The sequence below is a fragment of the Methylotuvimicrobium sp. KM1 genome, assembly GCF_044788715.1.
Taxonomy (GTDB): Bacteria; Pseudomonadota; Gammaproteobacteria; order Methylococcales; family Methylomonadaceae; genus Methylotuvimicrobium.
This window is the reverse complement of sequence record NZ_CP173171.1, coordinates 1-16,327: the sequence shown is the minus strand read 5'-3', so window position 1 is coordinate 16,327 and position 16,327 is coordinate 1. Positions and strand designations below refer to the sequence as shown.

14 protein-coding genes and 1 pseudogene are annotated in these 16,327 nt (G+C 48.9%); 6 read left to right on the top strand and 9 right to left on the bottom strand.

All coding sequences use genetic code 11. The features are described from left to right. Positions 1-8: 8 nt before the first annotated feature. On the top strand, positions 9-614 hold the full coding sequence (locus ACINK7_RS22580; RefSeq protein WP_404361584.1) for a transglycosylase SLT domain-containing protein: 606 nt from the start codon (positions 9-11) through the stop codon (positions 612-614). A gap of 447 nt (positions 615-1,061) precedes the next feature. Continuing rightward, entirely contained in the window at positions 1,062-1,352 is a 291-nt protein-coding gene (locus ACINK7_RS22575; protein ID WP_404361583.1) for a hypothetical protein, read from the top strand. A gap of 564 nt (positions 1,353-1,916) precedes the next feature. Here the strand turns inward: ACINK7_RS22575 and ACINK7_RS22570 are convergent. From ACINK7_RS22570 to ACINK7_RS22560, 3 genes are all read right to left on the bottom strand, one after another. Further along, positions 1,917-2,561, bottom strand: coding sequence for a DUF7002 family protein (locus ACINK7_RS22570; protein WP_404361582.1), 645 nt, complete (start codon positions 2,559-2,561; stop codon positions 1,917-1,919). 163 nt (positions 2,562-2,724) lie between these two features. Next, positions 2,725-3,483, bottom strand: a complete 759-nt coding sequence (locus tag ACINK7_RS22565; RefSeq protein ID WP_404361581.1) for a DUF1566 domain-containing protein — start codon at positions 3,481-3,483, stop codon at positions 2,725-2,727. A gap of 82 nt (positions 3,484-3,565) precedes the next feature. Further along, positions 3,566-4,426 carry a hypothetical protein gene (locus ACINK7_RS22560; RefSeq protein WP_404361580.1) on the bottom strand — a complete coding sequence of 287 codons (861 nt, stop codon included), beginning with the start codon at positions 4,424-4,426 and terminating at the stop codon, positions 3,566-3,568. A gap of 236 nt (positions 4,427-4,662) precedes the next feature. Here ACINK7_RS22560 and ACINK7_RS22555 point away from each other — a divergent pair, with 236 nt between their 5' ends. Together ACINK7_RS22555 and ACINK7_RS22550 are read left to right on the top strand one after the other, a co-directional pair. Beyond that, a complete protein-coding gene (locus ACINK7_RS22555; RefSeq protein WP_404361579.1) occupies positions 4,663-5,451 on the top strand; it encodes a ParA family protein in 789 nt (262 codons plus the stop codon). Positions 5,452-5,463: 12 nt separating this feature from the next. Next, on the top strand, positions 5,464-6,363 hold the full coding sequence (locus tag ACINK7_RS22550) for a ParB/RepB/Spo0J family partition protein (RefSeq protein WP_404361578.1): 900 nt from the start codon (positions 5,464-5,466) through the stop codon (positions 6,361-6,363). 639 nt (positions 6,364-7,002) lie between these two features. Here ACINK7_RS22550 and ACINK7_RS22545 read toward each other — a convergent pair. Next, positions 7,003-8,964 (bottom strand): AAA family ATPase, encoded by a 1,962-nt coding sequence (locus tag ACINK7_RS22545; RefSeq protein ID WP_404361577.1) that lies wholly within the window; start codon positions 8,962-8,964, stop codon positions 7,003-7,005. A 263-nt stretch (positions 8,965-9,227) separates the two neighbouring features. Between ACINK7_RS22545 and ACINK7_RS22540 the strand changes: the two are divergent. Both ACINK7_RS22540 and ltrA read left to right on the top strand, forming a co-directional pair. Then, positions 9,228-10,158, top strand: a pseudogene (locus tag ACINK7_RS22540) (endonuclease). Between the two features lie 1,297 nt (positions 10,159-11,455). After that, on the top strand, positions 11,456-12,763 hold the full coding sequence (ltrA, locus tag ACINK7_RS22535) for a group II intron reverse transcriptase/maturase (RefSeq protein ID WP_404361576.1): 1,308 nt from the start codon (positions 11,456-11,458) through the stop codon (positions 12,761-12,763). A 90-nt stretch (positions 12,764-12,853) separates the two neighbouring features. Here the strand turns inward: ltrA and ACINK7_RS22530 are convergent, their stop codons facing one another. From ACINK7_RS22530 to ACINK7_RS22510, 5 genes are all read right to left on the bottom strand, one after another. After that, positions 12,854-13,234, bottom strand: coding sequence for a hypothetical protein (locus ACINK7_RS22530; protein ID WP_404361575.1), 381 nt, complete (start codon positions 13,232-13,234; stop codon positions 12,854-12,856). Positions 13,235-13,390: 156 nt separating this feature from the next. After that, on the bottom strand, positions 13,391-13,864 hold the full coding sequence (locus ACINK7_RS22525) for a MarR family winged helix-turn-helix transcriptional regulator (protein WP_404361573.1): 474 nt from the start codon (positions 13,862-13,864) through the stop codon (positions 13,391-13,393). A gap of 528 nt (positions 13,865-14,392) precedes the next feature. Further along, the gene (locus ACINK7_RS22520) at positions 14,393-14,974 is read right to left on the bottom strand and encodes a peroxiredoxin (protein ID WP_404361572.1); all 582 of its coding nucleotides are present in this window, start codon (positions 14,972-14,974) and stop codon (positions 14,393-14,395) included. A 220-nt stretch (positions 14,975-15,194) separates the two neighbouring features. Beyond that, positions 15,195-15,623 (bottom strand): lysozyme inhibitor LprI family protein, encoded by a 429-nt coding sequence (locus ACINK7_RS22515; protein WP_404361571.1) that lies wholly within the window; start codon positions 15,621-15,623, stop codon positions 15,195-15,197. An 8-nt stretch (positions 15,624-15,631) separates the two neighbouring features. Continuing rightward, entirely contained in the window at positions 15,632-16,327 is a 696-nt protein-coding gene (locus ACINK7_RS22510) for a TIGR02281 family clan AA aspartic protease (RefSeq protein WP_404361570.1), read from the bottom strand.

Below are 16,327 nucleotides of genomic sequence, written 5' to 3'. Positions count from 1 at the left end.
AGGATATAATGCCGCCCTTTATTGCCGACCTTACACCGATAGCACAAGAGCGCGTCGTGTGCGCGATCTCCGCTGCCGTCAAGTATGAAATCCCGGCCAACATCGTCTTGGCCGTGGCGGAAAAGGAAGGCGGCAAGCCGGGGCAATGGGTGCGCAACTCGAACGGCACCTATGACGTTGGCTCGATGCAATTCAATACCGCGTACCTGCGCGACTTGGCACGATATGGAATCACAGCGAACGATGTGGCGGCCGCTGGTTGTTATTCGTTCGATCTGGCCGCTTGGCGGCTGCGGATGCACATCCGCAACGACCAGGGCGATCTGTGGACCAAGGCTGCTAACTACCACTCGCGCACGCCGCGATACAATGCCGTGTACCGCGCCGATCTCATTCTCAAGGCATCGAAATGGGCCGACTGGTTGGAAGTCCACTTCGTGACGCTAGACGTGACCAAAGCGGATACAGTGCCTTCGATGCCGCTTCAACCGATAGAAGTCCAGCGCGTAACCCAGCAAACCCCGGCTTCGCCAGCGGCGAAGCAGGCCTCGGCCAACTCCCTGAGCCCGAAAAAATATGTGCCACGCTCAATTTCCTTCAAAACCGATGATTAAGAAAACCTGCAATAACCCTCAAGACTCTCATTCCGGCAACCGACGGCGCTACGTTTACAAATAAATCGTCACGGCCAAAAGCACATTACCGTAAAGCTCAACGCAAGTGCCTTGAACGCCGAACAAGAGCAGAAGCTAAAGGATTTCCTCGAAGAACTGGTCCAAAGCGAAGCGTAAATATTTTCTGAAGCGCTATAAAAAGTGTCGCAACTTGCGACACTTTTTATATCTCCATGCCTCACCAATTTGCCGAAGGTAAGCGCAGATAGCATCCGGTCGATTAGTGGATTCAACAAAAAATACCCTCATCATTCGCCGGCCGGTGAATAAATCACACAAACGGCGTGACTCGATCACCGCCTTTTCCTCCGGAAATCGGGATACTGTACCCAAGTTCAACGCACCGCTTGAACGAACCATACCAACAAAAACCAAGGGGAAACCGCCATGAAAACAGTATCTTTCGCAGCAGTCGTATTAATGTCAATCGTCGCCGGCACAGCCATGGCCGAAGGCTCCAAAATCGAAAAATCCACATTGATCAACGCGTCCAAAAACACGTTGACTAATACTCAGGCGATTGGCCGCAACAGCGCCGCCAGCACCGGCTCAATCAACGTGGTCGGCTCGAAAGTCGAGAAATCGACGTTGATCAACGCATCAAAAAACACATTGACCAACACGCAAGCGATAGGCCGCAACTCGGTCGCGAACACCGGTTCGATCGACATCCGCTAAAAAACGCATGAAAGCACAAGGACGTGCGCTACTGGGACAGCAGGACGCGCAGGGATAGCGACGCTTGGGTACCGGCGTGCGATAAACAGAGCGACAAGACTTCGGGCGGCGATGACAGGGATGTCTTCGCCGCGAGGCCATGGAAGGCTAATACCCGCACACGTTCGGAAAAGGAAAGACTGAGCCATTCGTTTGGCCATTGGGGCAATACAGGGACGTATTGCGCTTGGCCAAACGAGTGGCGGATTTGACGCGGCCAAGGCTCCCGGCGGGCGATGGTCAAGTACCGGGGGCGTTGAACCGTGCCGGCCAAAGGTGGAGCGGCACTCCACGGACGTGTGTGCCGCGCGGCCAGGGAAGGCTTATGCTCGCGCGTTTCCGGCTCGGGGGCGTGAGCAATTCGGGCGGGCCGAGTTTAAAAGCGTACAGGGAGGTAGGCTTTTAAGCCGGACTGGCCGATTGGCGGATTATTTGTTCTGTCGGTATCGGTTTTCGAAAACTTTGTGACATTCAAGTATTTCAGCGTGGCAGCTGCAAAGCAAAAGCTGCCGTTCAACGTTTGAGTTATGTATCAGCCTTGAGCGTTGACCACGGGCCTACAAGAGCTTCTGCATATTCAGTTTTTGGCGGAAGTTTTACAAAACTCTGAAATGTTAATTCGACAACCTTTCCCGGTGGCTGAGTTGACTGTTCAAGTCTCAGAAATGTGCTATGGCCGCGTCTTGCCTTTTGGCCGTTGTTTTGGCGTGCTGAACCTGAGTTGCAGAACGTGACTTTAAATCGTTCTACTCCATTTGTTTCCAGTAGTTTGGTAGTTGGGATCCTAAGGATATACACACTGCCTTTATTTTGGTACTTTCGTATATGATTTCTCCCGGACTTGCATGGGCCAAGCTCCGTTCCCGCCCATAGAAAAACTCTAGAATTGAGTTCCTGAATGAAGTCATTAAATGTGCAGGAGTCAATTAATTCAATGTTTGCTTCGACTAGAGGTTTGTGATCCCGTACCTGTATTACTCGTCCATTGATGTTGATGTTTTGAGTTGTTAAACGCTTGCCCAAAAGTAGGTGTTGAAACTGCGTATTTTGAAGAAGTTCACAAGCTGACTGCAGCGTAAGAGAAGCCCGAATTGCCTCAAAGTTCACTTCACTACAGACATGGTAAGCAAATTTGCGGCTTTTGGTGAGTGAGGCGATAGTGAGTGACATTGTTTCTTTGACGGATAACGTTTGAAGTGAGGCGTAATGAGATAGCAATCGAAGCTTGCAGGTATAGCGACCTCTCGACGCGATTGTTGCATTATTTCATCAATTACTTAAATTGAACCAGGCACCTTTTCGCTCCTCCTACATTCTAAAAATGACCCAATTATCATATATTGCCACGCCGAGGCAATCTCAATAGGCCTAACAAGCCTGAGCCGAATAACCAAACTGCGCCTGGTATTGGAATCACGGTAACATCTCCAGGGCGAACCGGCCAGACGTAACCCTTTTGTGCCTTATTACCTAAGCCCTGATAGTAGCCATGGGTAATGAACGACCACGCGCTATCAGTATAGGGTTCGAGCATATACTCGACGCCAGACCAGTAAATCCAAGGTGATCCTGCTTGGAGATTTTCGAACGGACCGGTGTTTTGTAAGCAAATTGGCCAGCATCCGATAAGACCGCCAGAGGTATCGTACTGACCCACATTATTAAGATTCACATTAAACATATAAGCCAGTTCGGAGTTTGAGCTGGTTATGTTGTAACCAATGTCGGTTGAACCGTCAACGCTTATACTAAGATTGAATGCTATACCGTTCACAGGACTTATCGTCGGCAGGCGCCAATCGTTGTAGCCCAACCAACCTGCATCATTATCGTATGCATTCATTGCACTTATCCAACTATTCGCAGTTTCCCAGTGCATAGATCCATTATCTACACCTAAGGCATTGATACCACTTACACCGAAGGATTCGGTAGCAGCCAGATTTGCATTCTGCAGCCACGTTACGTTCAATACGTCATCATAGACCAAACCGTTACCTCTATCATGCAACGCCGCCTGTGCGGTCCCGTTTATAAGTGTAAGCGTTAGAATTAAGCTGGCAGCCGCCCAATTGCTTTTTTTCATGTTCATTTATTTGCTCTTTTGATAATGTCAATATCTAAAAGTATGTGTCTGCGTAGCTCAGATTAGCGATAACGGAATTGGAGGAATGTTAACTTTGAAACGTGCGATTACGCAAGCTAATCGCATCAACGATTGAGTTGCACAAATTCGATCTGACCTCCCCTACTCCGGAATGTGACGAATCGCCGCGTGGCGGACTGTCGCACCCCCACACGATAAACCCGTCCACCACGCCCTCGGCCGATATCGCCGGTTTCGCGTTGAGCAACGATAACAAGCTTTCGTTGAGAATAGTCGCCGCCTCCGGATCAGATGCACCGACAAAGCGATGCTGCCGGATGGAGTTCCCCGGACATTCCCCGGGTATCCAGCGTTGAGGAAACGATTTCACGCGAAAGCCCTTTCCGGCCAAAATTTCAGCAACCGAAGGTTTGCCGGTTGACACCGTCCAAGCGACTTTTTTGAGCGTATGCAATGCGCCCACCAAGACGATGATTGGCTTATCTTTCGGCAATCCGGCAAGCCGAGCTGCCATCCATTCGTTACGTTCAACCTGGGTATCGGCCCCGGCGTCGATCGCAACCACGTCGAGGCAATAACCGTTCGATTTCAGCTTGGCAAAGTAAGCGATGACGGTCCGGAATGGCTCATGATCGATGGTCTCCGATATCTCGATCGCTCCGACCGGTTTCTCATCCGCCATCACTTGGTCGATCACCGGCTGTTGGTCGCTGCCAATCTCTAACGCCAGAATCTGGCATTTTTGCCTGCCGACAGCGCTGTGAATCAATCGTTTGATCAATAATGGCGACTCGATTCGATGATGGCTTTCGCCGATGAAGGTGATTGTGCCAGGTATGATGTTTGTTAGAACAGAATCTAACTGTGCCGCCGAAATAGATGAAGCGAAGAGCATGAAGGCCAGGAGCTTTAGGTATGGCATATTCATTTCCAGGTTTATCGTTCGAAAAAGTGTCGCAACTTGCGACACTTTTTCGATAACAATGAATACGGTTTTTTGTCGACCGTGCACGTTGCAGCGAGAAAACAAAATCGATATCAGGCTAAATTATGTCAATCTACAGGTATTTATTGGAAAAAATGGTTTTTTAGATTTAAAGGCGTGATTTGCATTACCCGCTATAATCTTTATACTTAACACGAAATTAAATAAATCGAACACAAATGACAAGTAGAACAAAAGTAATCGCTGTCGCAAATCACAAGGGCGGGTGCGGAAAAACCACAACAGTCGTCAATCTTGCGTCAGAGCTGGCGAAAATGGACCTGTCAGTTCTGGTGATCGACCTCGATCCGCAAGCCAACGCCAGCCTGCATATCGGCAAGAAGCACCCGAGCGAAGTTCCGGTTACCTGCGCGGAACTGCTGTTGTCGGAGGTCGAGAAACTGCCGCAATCGATCTACGATGACACTAACATCGAAGGCGTTTCTCTGATCTACGGCTCGCTCAATCTCGGCAAAGCAGAAGACGAATTGAAGGATGAAGCCCCACGGCCCTCCGAAGAGCTGCGCGAAAAAATAAACCACCTTCACGGCATCTACGACGTTATCCTGATCGATTGCCCGCCCAGCCTGAAACTACTCACAAGTAACGCACTGGCCGCCGCCACGCATTTAATTATTCCGATCGAGTCCGGTTCCCAGTACGGGATGTACGGCGTTACTGATTTAATAAGGCTAGTCGAAAAAATCAGGCGCATCAATCCTGAGTTGGAATTGATCGGCGCTTTATTGATCCGACACGACGCACGGCAAACGGTTTGCAAACTGATCGAAGCTTCGGCCAAGGAGCAAATCGGCAAACTCATCGATGTCCGCATATCGACCAGCACTAAGGTAAATCAGTCCGCGATAGCGCAAACGAGCGTTCATGACATAGATCGAACCTGCAAAGTATCTCGGGAATTTAAACGGCTGGCCGACGTGATCGCCAAACAACTCAATCTTGTATAAGGAACCGGCTAAGTGGCTAAAGACATCAAAAAAATGCTGGAGAAAAAGCTGCAGGAAAACACGCAGCGTCATGCCTCGGCGGAACAATCCGTCAATTTTGATCAAGGCCGGGAATTGGTTTCGGTTCTAGTCGGAAAGATTGAGCCGAACCCGTACCAGCCCCGCCGTATTTTCCCGCAAGACGAATTAGACAAATTGGCCCAGTCGATCGCCGAAGTTGGTTTGCTGGAGCCGATCTTGCTCAGGAAAACCGGCGACGGCTATCAAATCGCCGCCGGTGAGCGCCGCTGGCGGGCGCATAAGCAAATCGAGCGGCGCCATATCGATGCCGTGGTCATGGAGATATCCGATAGCGATATGGCGGTATTCGCGCTGGCAGAAAATATCGACCGTGAGGATCTGAGCGATTACGAAATCGGCATCGCCCTGAAGCAAGTCGAAAAAGCCTTTCCGACCAAGAAAAAGCTGGCAGAGTCGCTAGGGCTTAACCGCCAGGATATGTACCGCTATTACGCTTATGACGACCTACCCGCATTTATTATAGAGGACCTTAACAAGAATCCGCGTTTATTGTCGAGATCGGCGGCCAATGACATCAAGCGGCTTTTGAACGAGAACAAGGATCATCCGGCCGTCAACGATTATTTGGCGGAAGCGTGGGACTTGCTGTTGAGCAGCGACCTGGACCAAACCAAGATAGCGGCCTATGTCGCACGCAAGCTCAAGGGTCACGAAACCAGAGACAGTCATATCCAGGACGCGCATAACTTGATCAGGGACGGCAAGAAGGTCGGCAATATCGCCAGGACCGAAAAGCACATCACCGTAAAGCTAAATACAAGCGTCTTGAACGCCGAACAAGAGCAGAAGCTGAAGGTTTTCCTCGAAGACCTGGTCCAAAGCGAAGAGTAAAATTTTCCGAAACGTCATTAAAAGTGTCGCAACTTGCGACACTTTCCCCCATGCTTCTCCCAAATTTCTGAAGGCAAGAGCCGACGACATCCGGCCGCCAAAGCCCCTGCAAAGAACGCTTGGAAAAGCGAAGAAACCAAGCCCGAAAAGAAACTCTGGAAAAGGATGGATCAGGGCTTTGGTGGGTGGGAGAGGTGGCGGACTTTAAATACTGGTGCCAACGGCACGCCTCATTGGGATTGCGAAGCGCAGGGAAAGCAACTTGTCGGGTGCTAAGAACGATATTAAGCGCAATGAACGTTTGGGCGGCACTCACACGGACGTGTGTGCCGCGCGGCCAGGGATGGCTTATACCCGCATGCTACGGGATGGAAAAGACTGAGCCATTCGGGAGGGCGTAGTGCAATACAGGGACGTATTGCGCTCGCCCGGACGATTGGCGGATTTGCTGAATTGTTCGCCCGCCTCAAGATGTGAAATTGGGTGACAACACTTCTATGAGGAGCCAGGAGCCAGGAGCCGGGTTGCTTATGTTACAGGTCGAGGGTTCGCAAACGAACCGTTGCTGCCGATTACCATGTCTGCAATTCAGTTTAACCGGCCATCAATCCCTCACATTTACGAGAATAGGCTAATCAGTCAAAATGCCTTGCTGACACGTTCAAACAGTTTCTCAAAAATCGTAAGATCTTCTGGTTTAAGCGACTCAGTAGTCAGTTTTGGTAAAGCGGCTTGAGCAACACGGTAATGATTGAAGCCACCATCTTTAAGCAAAGCAATTCCATTTTGTTTTAGCCATTTATTAATGCGTTCTACAACTCTCGGATGCTCATCAAGCTCTGCAACTGTAAGTGTTTTGCATTTTAATTCATTAGCATAAGAGACATTGAAGGCATCAATATAAAGCTCTATAGGGAGTAAATCCTCTATATCAGCTTCATTCGTGGACTCACCCAAGAACATCGAGAAATCGAGCACTCGTTTTCTCTCAATCAACCGCTGTCGAATCAAATCTTCAAGTTTCTGATGAGGTGTACTTGCTCGATCATGTAGTACAGCAATTTTGAGTTTGTTTGCTCCAAGTAAGGCTACAAATGTTGCAAGTTTGTCTAACCCACCTACAGGTACTAAGATGGCGTCATCAAGTCCCTGCTTACCATTTGCTTCCAATAGTGAACCCATATGCTGCAACAAAATCAAATCGGCAGGACCTTCGACTAAAAGATTCTTCTTAGCTATAAATAGATTTTGTGCAATCGAATAACCAAGAGCTGCCTGCAATGGGAAAATACTTTCGTCTGATGAACCAGCCAACTCGCGGGTAATCTTTGTTCCCTCTTTGAGTCGATCCTCAACCACACGAACATCTTCAAGATGAGCACTATCGACCATAAAAGGAGAGTGCGTCGAGTAAATTATCTGGTGTTGCGTGGATAACTCTCGAATGTAAGCAAGAAAATCGGCTTGAGCAAGCGCATGTAGGTTCAAGCCTGGTTCATCCAATAATAATATCAGGTCATTATTTGTATTTACGCGTGACTGAACAGCATCAAACCAAACCAGGAAGCTAAAAAACCAGATAAATCCCTTGCTTCGCTGATCAAACGGTACGGTCACACCATGCCGTCTGTTTTTGATACGTATGTATAGATTTACCCCGTTGTTGTATGGCGATGTGTCCTTTGGATCAGCTTTAAGATCGAATTCAACATCAAGATCTTGGTTCTGTTTCCAAAATTCGAAAACCTTTTGGGTGATGTCTAAACCTATGGCTTCCAGTTCAGCCTTAGCAGTCTCATAACCTTCGTCGCTGATCAAGTCTTGCAGTGAAGTACCGGCTAATTCCAATAGGCCAAGTGCCGTCTCATCGGCATCTGTCAGCTGTCCAGAGGATTCGCGATCTTGTAATGAAGGTAGGTTTATTTTGCCTTCGAGCAATTTGTAGTCATCAAAATACAAAAACTTGGGTAATGCTGGGGACAAATAGGCTTTCCAAATATGCCCATCTATCAAGCTCCAATTATTAGCTTTATTTTCCCGGCTTCGCCATTCAGCCGCGAAAATAGCTAACTTGTTGTCGGGAGGTAGGCCTAACTCTTCAATCTTGGTTAGTACATCTGCTAGCGTCTCAGCATCCTTAAAAACATCAGTTGCATGTTCCAAATCAATTAAAGGCTTTTGAATTGCAGAAAGTGCCGATTTTTGATCGATATGTAAATCAATGGTATTTGTGTTTCCGATAGTCGTGCAGCGTGTAAAGGTTGTATGTGGATCTACAATTGCTACCCCACCAAAAACCTCTTTATTAATTTTATCCGCTAAAACTTTCTCTATCCGAAAAGTAAGCTCAACAACTTTCTGATATTTTTTACCTTCATGTTGTTGACGGTAACGGGTGAATTCTTTGCGTGGATAGTCAGCTACATAATTGTATTTTGCTGTACCTAGTGACAGTGATTTGTGCAGTGCCTCAAGAAAGGCAGTCTTACCAGACTCATTCTTACCGACGAGTACTGTTACATGATTGCTAAGATCAACCGGTGTTGAATCGTCGATCGATTTGTACTTCCAAACTTGAGCCTTGATGAGGGTTAGCTTCATTCTTCATTATCCATTGCAATTAGGCGACACTGAATTTTGTTCTACAGACCTGCATCCAGACTAAGTAGACAATCAAAACGGACTTTTGGAATCTGGTTTTAGATAAGAATGCCATTCGATGATCTATGGGCATTTGTATCAATTTCAATAGCTCTATTGTTCATTTTTACATGGATCCTTATGGTCATCATTATTCTCCTGTAAGATGGCCCGTTTTTTCCGGTTAACGGGTAACAACAACATTGAGCAACACAGCCAGAACCATCGGCATTCTGCTTTTCTTTTCCGCTCTCCAGGCTTTCGCGGCACCACAAACTTTCGATCAAGCCAAAGCCGAAGCCCGGCAATACGTCTACCACGATCGAACCCAAGCGGGTACCTTCTATTGCGGTTGTAACTGGCAGTGGGTCGGACGATCCGGCGGCCGCGTTGATCTCGAATCCTGCGGCTACAAAATACGGTCCCAGTCAAACAGGGCAATCCGGACCGAATGGGGAGCATATCGTACCAGCCTCAAACTTCGGTAGGGCCCGGCAATGTTGGCAGAACGGCGGCCGGAAGAACTGTAATGCCACCGATCCGGTGTTCAACGCGATGGAAGCCGATTTACACAACCGGACGCCATCGGTCGGCGAGGTCAACGCAAACCGCAGCAATTACAATTTCGGCATGTTGCCGTCAACGCCCAAGCAGCACGGCGCTTGCGACTTCAAAGTCGATTTCAAAGATCGTGTGGCCGAACCCCGCGATGAGGTCAAAGGCCAAATCGCGCGTATCTATTTCTACATGCACGACCGCTACAACATGAGGATGTCCCGCCAGCAGCAACAGCTATTGATGGCGTGGGACAAACAATTTCCGGTCAGCGATTGGGAGCGGGAACGGGATAGACGCATTGCGTCACGCATGGGCCACAGCAACCCGTTCGTGACTGGCCAACGCCAGTGGTCGCTTGGACACAAGAACACCGCCGACGGAATTGTCAGCAAGATTCCCGCAAGTCACCCGGCATCTCCGGAGAACAAACCTGTTTCCGCTTCCGGAAAGATCCGGGGGAACCGCAACAGCAAAATCTATCATCTGCCAGCCGGCTGCCCGAGCTATGACGCGATGAAGCCGGAGAATATCGTCGAGTTTTCCAGCGAGACCGAAGCGCAAGCAGCCGGGTTCCGGAAAGCGGGGAATTGCCGGTAAGCGGTCGATTTTAGCGAGGGCAGGGATGCCCGGAGCAGGGATTGCAGGACGCGCAGGGATAGCAACGCTTGGGTACCAGCGAGCGATAAACAGAGCGACAAGACTTCGGGCGGCGATGACAGGGATGTCTTCGCCGCGAGGCCAGGGAAGGCAAATACCCGCGCACGTCCGGAAAAGGAAAGACTGAGCCATTCGTTTGGCCATTGGGGCAATACAGGGACGTATTGCGCTTGGCCAAACGAGTGGCGGATTTGACGCGGCTAGGGCTCCCGGCGGGCGATGGTCAAGTACCGGGGGCGTTGAACCGTGCCGGCCAAAGGTGGGGCGGCACTCACACGGACGTGTGTGCCGCGCGGCCATGGATGGCTAATGCTCGGGCGCTTCCGGCTCGGGGGCGTGAGCAATTCGGGCGGGCCGAGTTTAAAAGCGTACAGGGAGGTAGGCTTTTAAGCCGGACTGGCCGATTTGCGGGTTTTGTGCGTTGAGTTTCAGATTTCGGCTATCAAGAGACAGTCACCGGTTTCGTATGGGTGGCTGGTCGTCCTTGTAAAGCGGTTATTCAGAGAAATCTAGCCACGCACCTAAACTGACAATGAAGGAAAGTTCAACGCCGCAAATAACCGGAGCAATGCGAGCGTTAGCGAGTACTGGTGCGACTGGCATGGTAGTCAGCAAGCTGGTGAAAGTCCAGCCATTGCCCTGTGAGAAGGGAAGGTGTAGGCGAAGGCAAGGGTGTCCAAAGAAACTGCCGGTAGCTACCCAACAGGGAAGCACGGTTATCGGGAGCCAATGCGGAATCTGAAGGAAGCTGGAGCCAAATCGGTCACCTAAACGCAAGTGAACCTTCGTAAGGCAGCCACAGTGGGTAAGGTGCCCGGAGCCACCAAAGCCCGATATTCTCACCGTAACCTGTGGTTGTATTGAAGGTAGGTGGATCGAGACAAGGTTGACTACCTTACCCAGTGAAGGGCCGTCGGCTTGGGTCGGAATAACTGCGATTCCTTAAGCCCTAAGCGCAGCAGTAATGCGGACGTGATGAGTCGAGGGTCTGCAGATGAAGCCGTAGTAGTCGTAAAAGTCGATGCCGATGATTTCATGGTGACATGGAAGAGGGTAAAACATCGAACCAGAGACAGGACGTTGGAGGCGAAGGGTGGAACACGTAAGTGGTTCAATCGTTAATTAAAGACCGGAGGGTCGAGATCAGCCAACTAGGAGCGGTGGACTATTCACGACGTATAAAGTGAACGAATCCACCGTGCGAGATTAGTGAAAACCTTCTGCAAAGACGAGTGAAATGAATGATTTGAATCAACACATTGAGGAAACAAGACTTTTCGAAAACCTGTGTTCAACGTTATACCTGAACGTGGGATTTGAACAGGTGAAGAAAAACAAAGGCAAACCCGGCATAGACGGAGTGACGCTTGCGGATTTCGATGCCCGTTTAGACGAAGAGCTAAGCCGGTTGCAACAGGAATTGATCAACTGGACTTATCAACCCGCGCCGGTACGCCGAGTGGAAATACCCAAGCCGCATGGCGGGGTCAGACTGCTGGGCATTCCGACGGTGCGAGATCGGGTGGTGCAAGCGACACTGAAGTTGCTACTGGAACCGGTATTTGAGCCGCATTTTTCGCCGCACAGTTATGGCTTTCGCCCTGGGCGGAGTCAACATCAAGCGGTACAAGCGGCACAAACTATCATCACCGGTGGCAAACCGTACGTGGTGGATATTGATTTATCGAAGTTCTTTGATCGAATCCATCATGACCGGTTGATATCCCGAATGGGCCAGCGAATCACCGATAAACGGATACTGCGCCTGATCGGACTCACACTGCGAAGCGGTATTATGATCAACGGCATAGTGGTCCGGAGCGAAGAAGGCACGATGCAGGGCAGTCCACTAAGCCCTTTGCTGAGTAACATCGTGTTGGACGAACTGGATACAGAACTGGAAAAGCGCGGCTTGGCATTTTGCCGGTTCGCCGATGATTGCAACATCTTCGTGAAGTCGCAGAAAGCGGCGGAACGCGTGATGGGAACGATCAGCCAGTTCATCGAAGGGAAGCTCAAGCTCAAGGTGAACCGGGAGAAAAGTCAAGTGGCGAGATCAGAGAAGGTAAAGTTTTTGGGCTTTACGGTAGTGAACGGGACGATCGCGATCGCGCGAAAAGCCCTGCAAACGGCCATGGATAAAGTCAAAGCCCTAACGCCACGAGGAACCCACAAGGATCTGGAAACAACCCTAAAGTCGATTAACCAATGGTATGAAGGCTGGGCAAATTATTACAGTCTAAGCCAATACCCTGCGCAATTAGGCAAGATAGAAGCCCATATCCGGCGGCGACTGAGAGCGAGGCTGGTTGACCAGCAAAAACGGAGGAGGTTTCTCTACCGGACACTGATCAAGAGAGGGGTATCACCGAAAGCCGCAGCCGTAGCCTTTACCCACCGGAAGCGCTGGGCACTGAGCAAGACAGTAGCGGTGTCCAGAGCTTACCCTAATAAGTGGTTTATCGAGGCTAAAGGACAAACCATCCGATCCGACCAAAAGCTCGCGCACTGGTTTGACGTGACTCAATGGGTCTATCTTACGTGAGGAGCCGTGTACGGACCCGTATGCACGGTTCTGTGGGCAGACGGAGGCTTCGGCCTCCTCTGACCCGATCGTTCGTGTTGATTTGCCTTGTTAGGCAATTTTGATCTCCCCTATGTGCTCCGTAACCTCTCTATTATCTAAATCACCTTTGTATACTCGGTAATGAAATAAGAAGTTTTCACCTTTACGCTCTAGCTTGTGTGCATAGTAAGCATTAAACATTGGATCGTGCCCATGGCTAATTGTTGTGTCATTGATCATGTAACGCTCGATTCGAAAAGGTGATTTCTTTTTGTCTTTCTTGAACACAATTTTTTCATCGAAACTGGCATAGCGATCAACATAAGCCTGCTCGATGTACTCTGCGACATAGGCTACTGTTTTTCTTGGGCTAAGTACTGTAATTAATCGTTTTTCCTCAGAATGATACGATTCTTCCAATACAACCCAGGCTTTTCCTAGATTCTTCATCTTATTTATTACCTAACGGGTCACATAAGGAGCGCCTAAGCGCCTGCTTGATGGCGTTACGTTTAATACCGTATATCGTTTTGACATGCTCAAGTTCCTTATCTGACCCGATGGCTCCGCGAAGCGGCGGAAAATCGGTCACTGTGCAGCCGATTGTTATATGTGTCGGCGATCATTAACTGCACAAATCATTATATTAAGCTCGCGAATTATTGCTTGTGGTGTTCTAGCATCTACATCCTTAAATAGAATTTCATCCACTTCGGCTAGCAACTGTCTGGCATCTGACATGAGGTATTCGCCAGTCTCTGTAAAGTGAATCTCCTTTTGCTTCCCAGTGCTATCTATTTGCTCAAGATATCCCAAGTGGCAGAGCTCTTTCACAGTTTTCGCGACCATTTGTCTTGTTACGCCTAAATTTCGAGCTATTTCTGATCCATAGTTCACTCCGCACTCGAGAATACTGAGAAAAGAAAGAAGTGACGGCGTGAGCGACGCATAACCCTTTTCCACTAGGCGCTGAGAAAGATATTTTGTAATTACATCGTTTAGCCTTGATGCGCTTTGAATGAGCTGCAATGACTGAGATTCCACCAATGGAACCCCTCTTTTTGTAAACCTAGTTGACATGAAATTCCTCAGCAATTATGCTCTATGTCAACCAAGTGTACATAGGAGAAGTAATTATGTTAAGTCTAAAAAATGTTATGCGAGCAAACGCTATTAGCTGTTTAGCTTTCGGAGTGGTATTTGCTCTGCAACCTAGCCTGGTGGCAAATTTCTTAGGTGGCGCGTCACCAGCCCCTCAATTATACATCCTGATTCTAGGGATTCTATTGATACTGAATGGTCTCCATCTGCTTTGGGCGTCAAGGGTTCCTCTGCCACAAAAAAAACTGATATTGTATTTTTCAACAGGCGATTATATTTGGGTAATCGCATCAGTAGGGCTAATGGTCTCAGGAGTGTGGATTACGACTACCGGTGGGGTATTGGTCGCCAGCACTGTTGCAGTCATGGTTGGGCTTTTCGGGATCCTTCAAATGACGAGCAGAAAAACGATGGGACACTGTTAGACATAATTTAGCATGAAGGGACACACGTTTAGTTGAGGGGCTGACGCGGGCTGCTTCGCGGCAGTCCCGCTCGAACGTTAGGTTAGGCTTTGTTTTCGGAGAGCCAAGCTATCACCTCAACAACGTTTTTATCGGGCGGAAATACAGGGTAAAAGCATTTTTTTATCACTCCATCTTTAAGAATGAGCGTCAGCCTTTTGATCAATTTTGAAACGCCAACTTCAAGCATAGGCAATTTCAAGGCTGAGGAAAAAGAATGATTGGCATCGCTCAAAAGCGGATAAGGCAACCCCAAACGATTAGAGACTTCTTTTTGTGCCTCCGATGTTTGAGTGCTTATGCCGTAAATGCCTACGCCATTACGTTTGAGTTCAGCGTGATTGTCACGATATGAACATGCTTGGGGCGTACATCCAGCAGCACCGGGAATTTGAACCCAGCCTTCGGGGATGGGAACACTGGGGCGACCTGTCATTGGATAACAGAAAATTACGTTCCAACCGGACAAGCTGGAGAGATTGATTTCTTGATCATCGGTTGACCATAGGTAAACGTTGGGCATCCGCATGTTTTCCAAATGCTCACATGCACCATCATCCAACGGAATTGGCAAGTCTGTAGGAATGGAAAAAAATACATCTGGTGGAGGTTGAATATTTTGCATTGTGATTATCCTAAAAGCCTAACAAGTTATTAAGCTGTTAACAGTATATCCACCCATTAACGCTCTTCTATACGATAGTTCTTTGATTGGCATGAGATTTTTCTTTCCGTATATCATCAATGATAGTGCGTAACGGCTGCTAATGATCTAATCGCCGACATTGAATCACTTCGAGCGACAGACAGCAGCGGGTCGGAAACAGTCTACCAAATTGGCTAATTCACTGTTCCGGCTCCGCCAAAAACACATAATCGCTGAAGCTCTGCAGCTCCTTCGCCCGATCTCCGATCACCCGCATTTTCTTTTCGGCGAACATAAAAGCGTCAACTTCTTCGCCGGCCTGCATCGCATTATAAAGAGCAAATTCAGCGTCATGGTATGCCTGCCATGCCTTTTGGGCATTCTGCAATGTCGAATGGTCTTTCGGTTTTAACCGGCTTTGCAGTTTCCCATAGATCGAAGTCATCTCCGTTTGCCATTCCGAATTGGCCGTTTCAACGCAAGCCATCATCGCCGGATAATCGTTTGTCTTTTCCATGCAGGCCTCGTATTTGAGGTCGATCGGATGAGGCTCGGTTTCGATATCGGCCATTGCCGGGCTTGTTAGGCCAAAGGCCATCAAGCCGAAAATGATCTTGTATGTTTTCATGCGTGTCCTTATCGGTCGCTGTAAGACGTTTTGCAATTCTGGTTTTCGTCGCAGATCAGTCTTTTGATGATTTTTTCCGGACTTCTCGCGGGCTGTTGTGCCGAAATGCTGTCAAAGTTGACGGTCGGCTCGATAGGTAATCTGTCTGTGACCTGATTGTTGGCCGTCAGTGTCAAAGTATCCCCATTTTGCGTCATGCTGAAATGCTTCAAAGTGTTCATCCCGATCAGCACTTGCTCTATATGGTCGTTGATATGAGCGTCGAGATTTCTGATTTCGGCATTGCCGATTTTCAGGCTACTTATTTGTGTCTCACTGTCATAGACTTTTCCGCCGGCCGTGCTTGTTTGAATGGGGCGGCCGAAAGGCAAACCCGCAGCGGTTGCCATTTTTGCGGGAATCACGGTTTTGGTCGCGCCGGTGTCGATCATAAAGGGCATGGGAACATCATTGATCAGAGCAACGCCCCTGAAATGCCCCTGCCGGTCCGATTTCAGAACGACGCCGCCGGTTATGGGCTCAATGAGGAGGGAGGCTTTGATTCGCTCTTCGGTTTGATACTTCAACAAAGCGTCGGCACCGAACCAAAGCGTGGCCAGCATAAGCGCAGGGATAATCAGGTATTTCAGGCTTCCTCCGCCTTTTTTGGGAGGCTTCTGATAACGGAGTTGTTCCCTGTAATAGTCTCGATCCTGTAATCCCAT

What these genes read in the sequence shown, in the direction of transcription:
- ACINK7_RS22580 (WP_404361584.1), top strand. Translation starts at nt 9, where the DNA reads ATGCCGCCCTTTATTGCCGACCTTACACCGATAGCACAAGAGCGCGTC.
- ACINK7_RS22575 (WP_404361583.1), top strand. Translation starts at nt 1,062, where the DNA reads ATGAAAACAGTATCTTTCGCAGCAGTCGTATTAATGTCAATCGTCGCC.
- ACINK7_RS22570 (WP_404361582.1), bottom strand. Translation starts at nt 2,561, where the DNA reads ATGTCACTCACTATCGCCTCACTCACCAAAAGCCGCAAATTTGCTTAC.
- ACINK7_RS22565 (WP_404361581.1), bottom strand. Translation starts at nt 3,483, where the DNA reads ATGAACATGAAAAAAAGCAATTGGGCGGCTGCCAGCTTAATTCTAACG.
- ACINK7_RS22560 (WP_404361580.1), bottom strand. Translation starts at nt 4,426, where the DNA reads ATGAATATGCCATACCTAAAGCTCCTGGCCTTCATGCTCTTCGCTTCA.
- ACINK7_RS22555 (WP_404361579.1), top strand. Translation starts at nt 4,663, where the DNA reads ATGACAAGTAGAACAAAAGTAATCGCTGTCGCAAATCACAAGGGCGGG.
- ACINK7_RS22545 (WP_404361577.1), bottom strand. Translation starts at nt 8,964, where the DNA reads ATGAAGCTAACCCTCATCAAGGCTCAAGTTTGGAAGTACAAATCGATC.
- ltrA (WP_404361576.1), top strand. Translation starts at nt 11,456, where the DNA reads ATGAATGATTTGAATCAACACATTGAGGAAACAAGACTTTTCGAAAAC.
- ACINK7_RS22530 (WP_404361575.1), bottom strand. Translation starts at nt 13,234, where the DNA reads ATGAAGAATCTAGGAAAAGCCTGGGTTGTATTGGAAGAATCGTATCAT.
- ACINK7_RS22525 (WP_404361573.1), bottom strand. Translation starts at nt 13,864, where the DNA reads ATGTCAACTAGGTTTACAAAAAGAGGGGTTCCATTGGTGGAATCTCAG.
- ACINK7_RS22520 (WP_404361572.1), bottom strand. Translation starts at nt 14,974, where the DNA reads ATGCAAAATATTCAACCTCCACCAGATGTATTTTTTTCCATTCCTACA.
- ACINK7_RS22515 (WP_404361571.1), bottom strand. Translation starts at nt 15,623, where the DNA reads ATGAAAACATACAAGATCATTTTCGGCTTGATGGCCTTTGGCCTAACA.
- ACINK7_RS22510 (WP_404361570.1), bottom strand. Translation starts at nt 16,327, where the DNA reads ATGGGATTACAGGATCGAGACTATTACAGGGAACAACTCCGTTATCAG.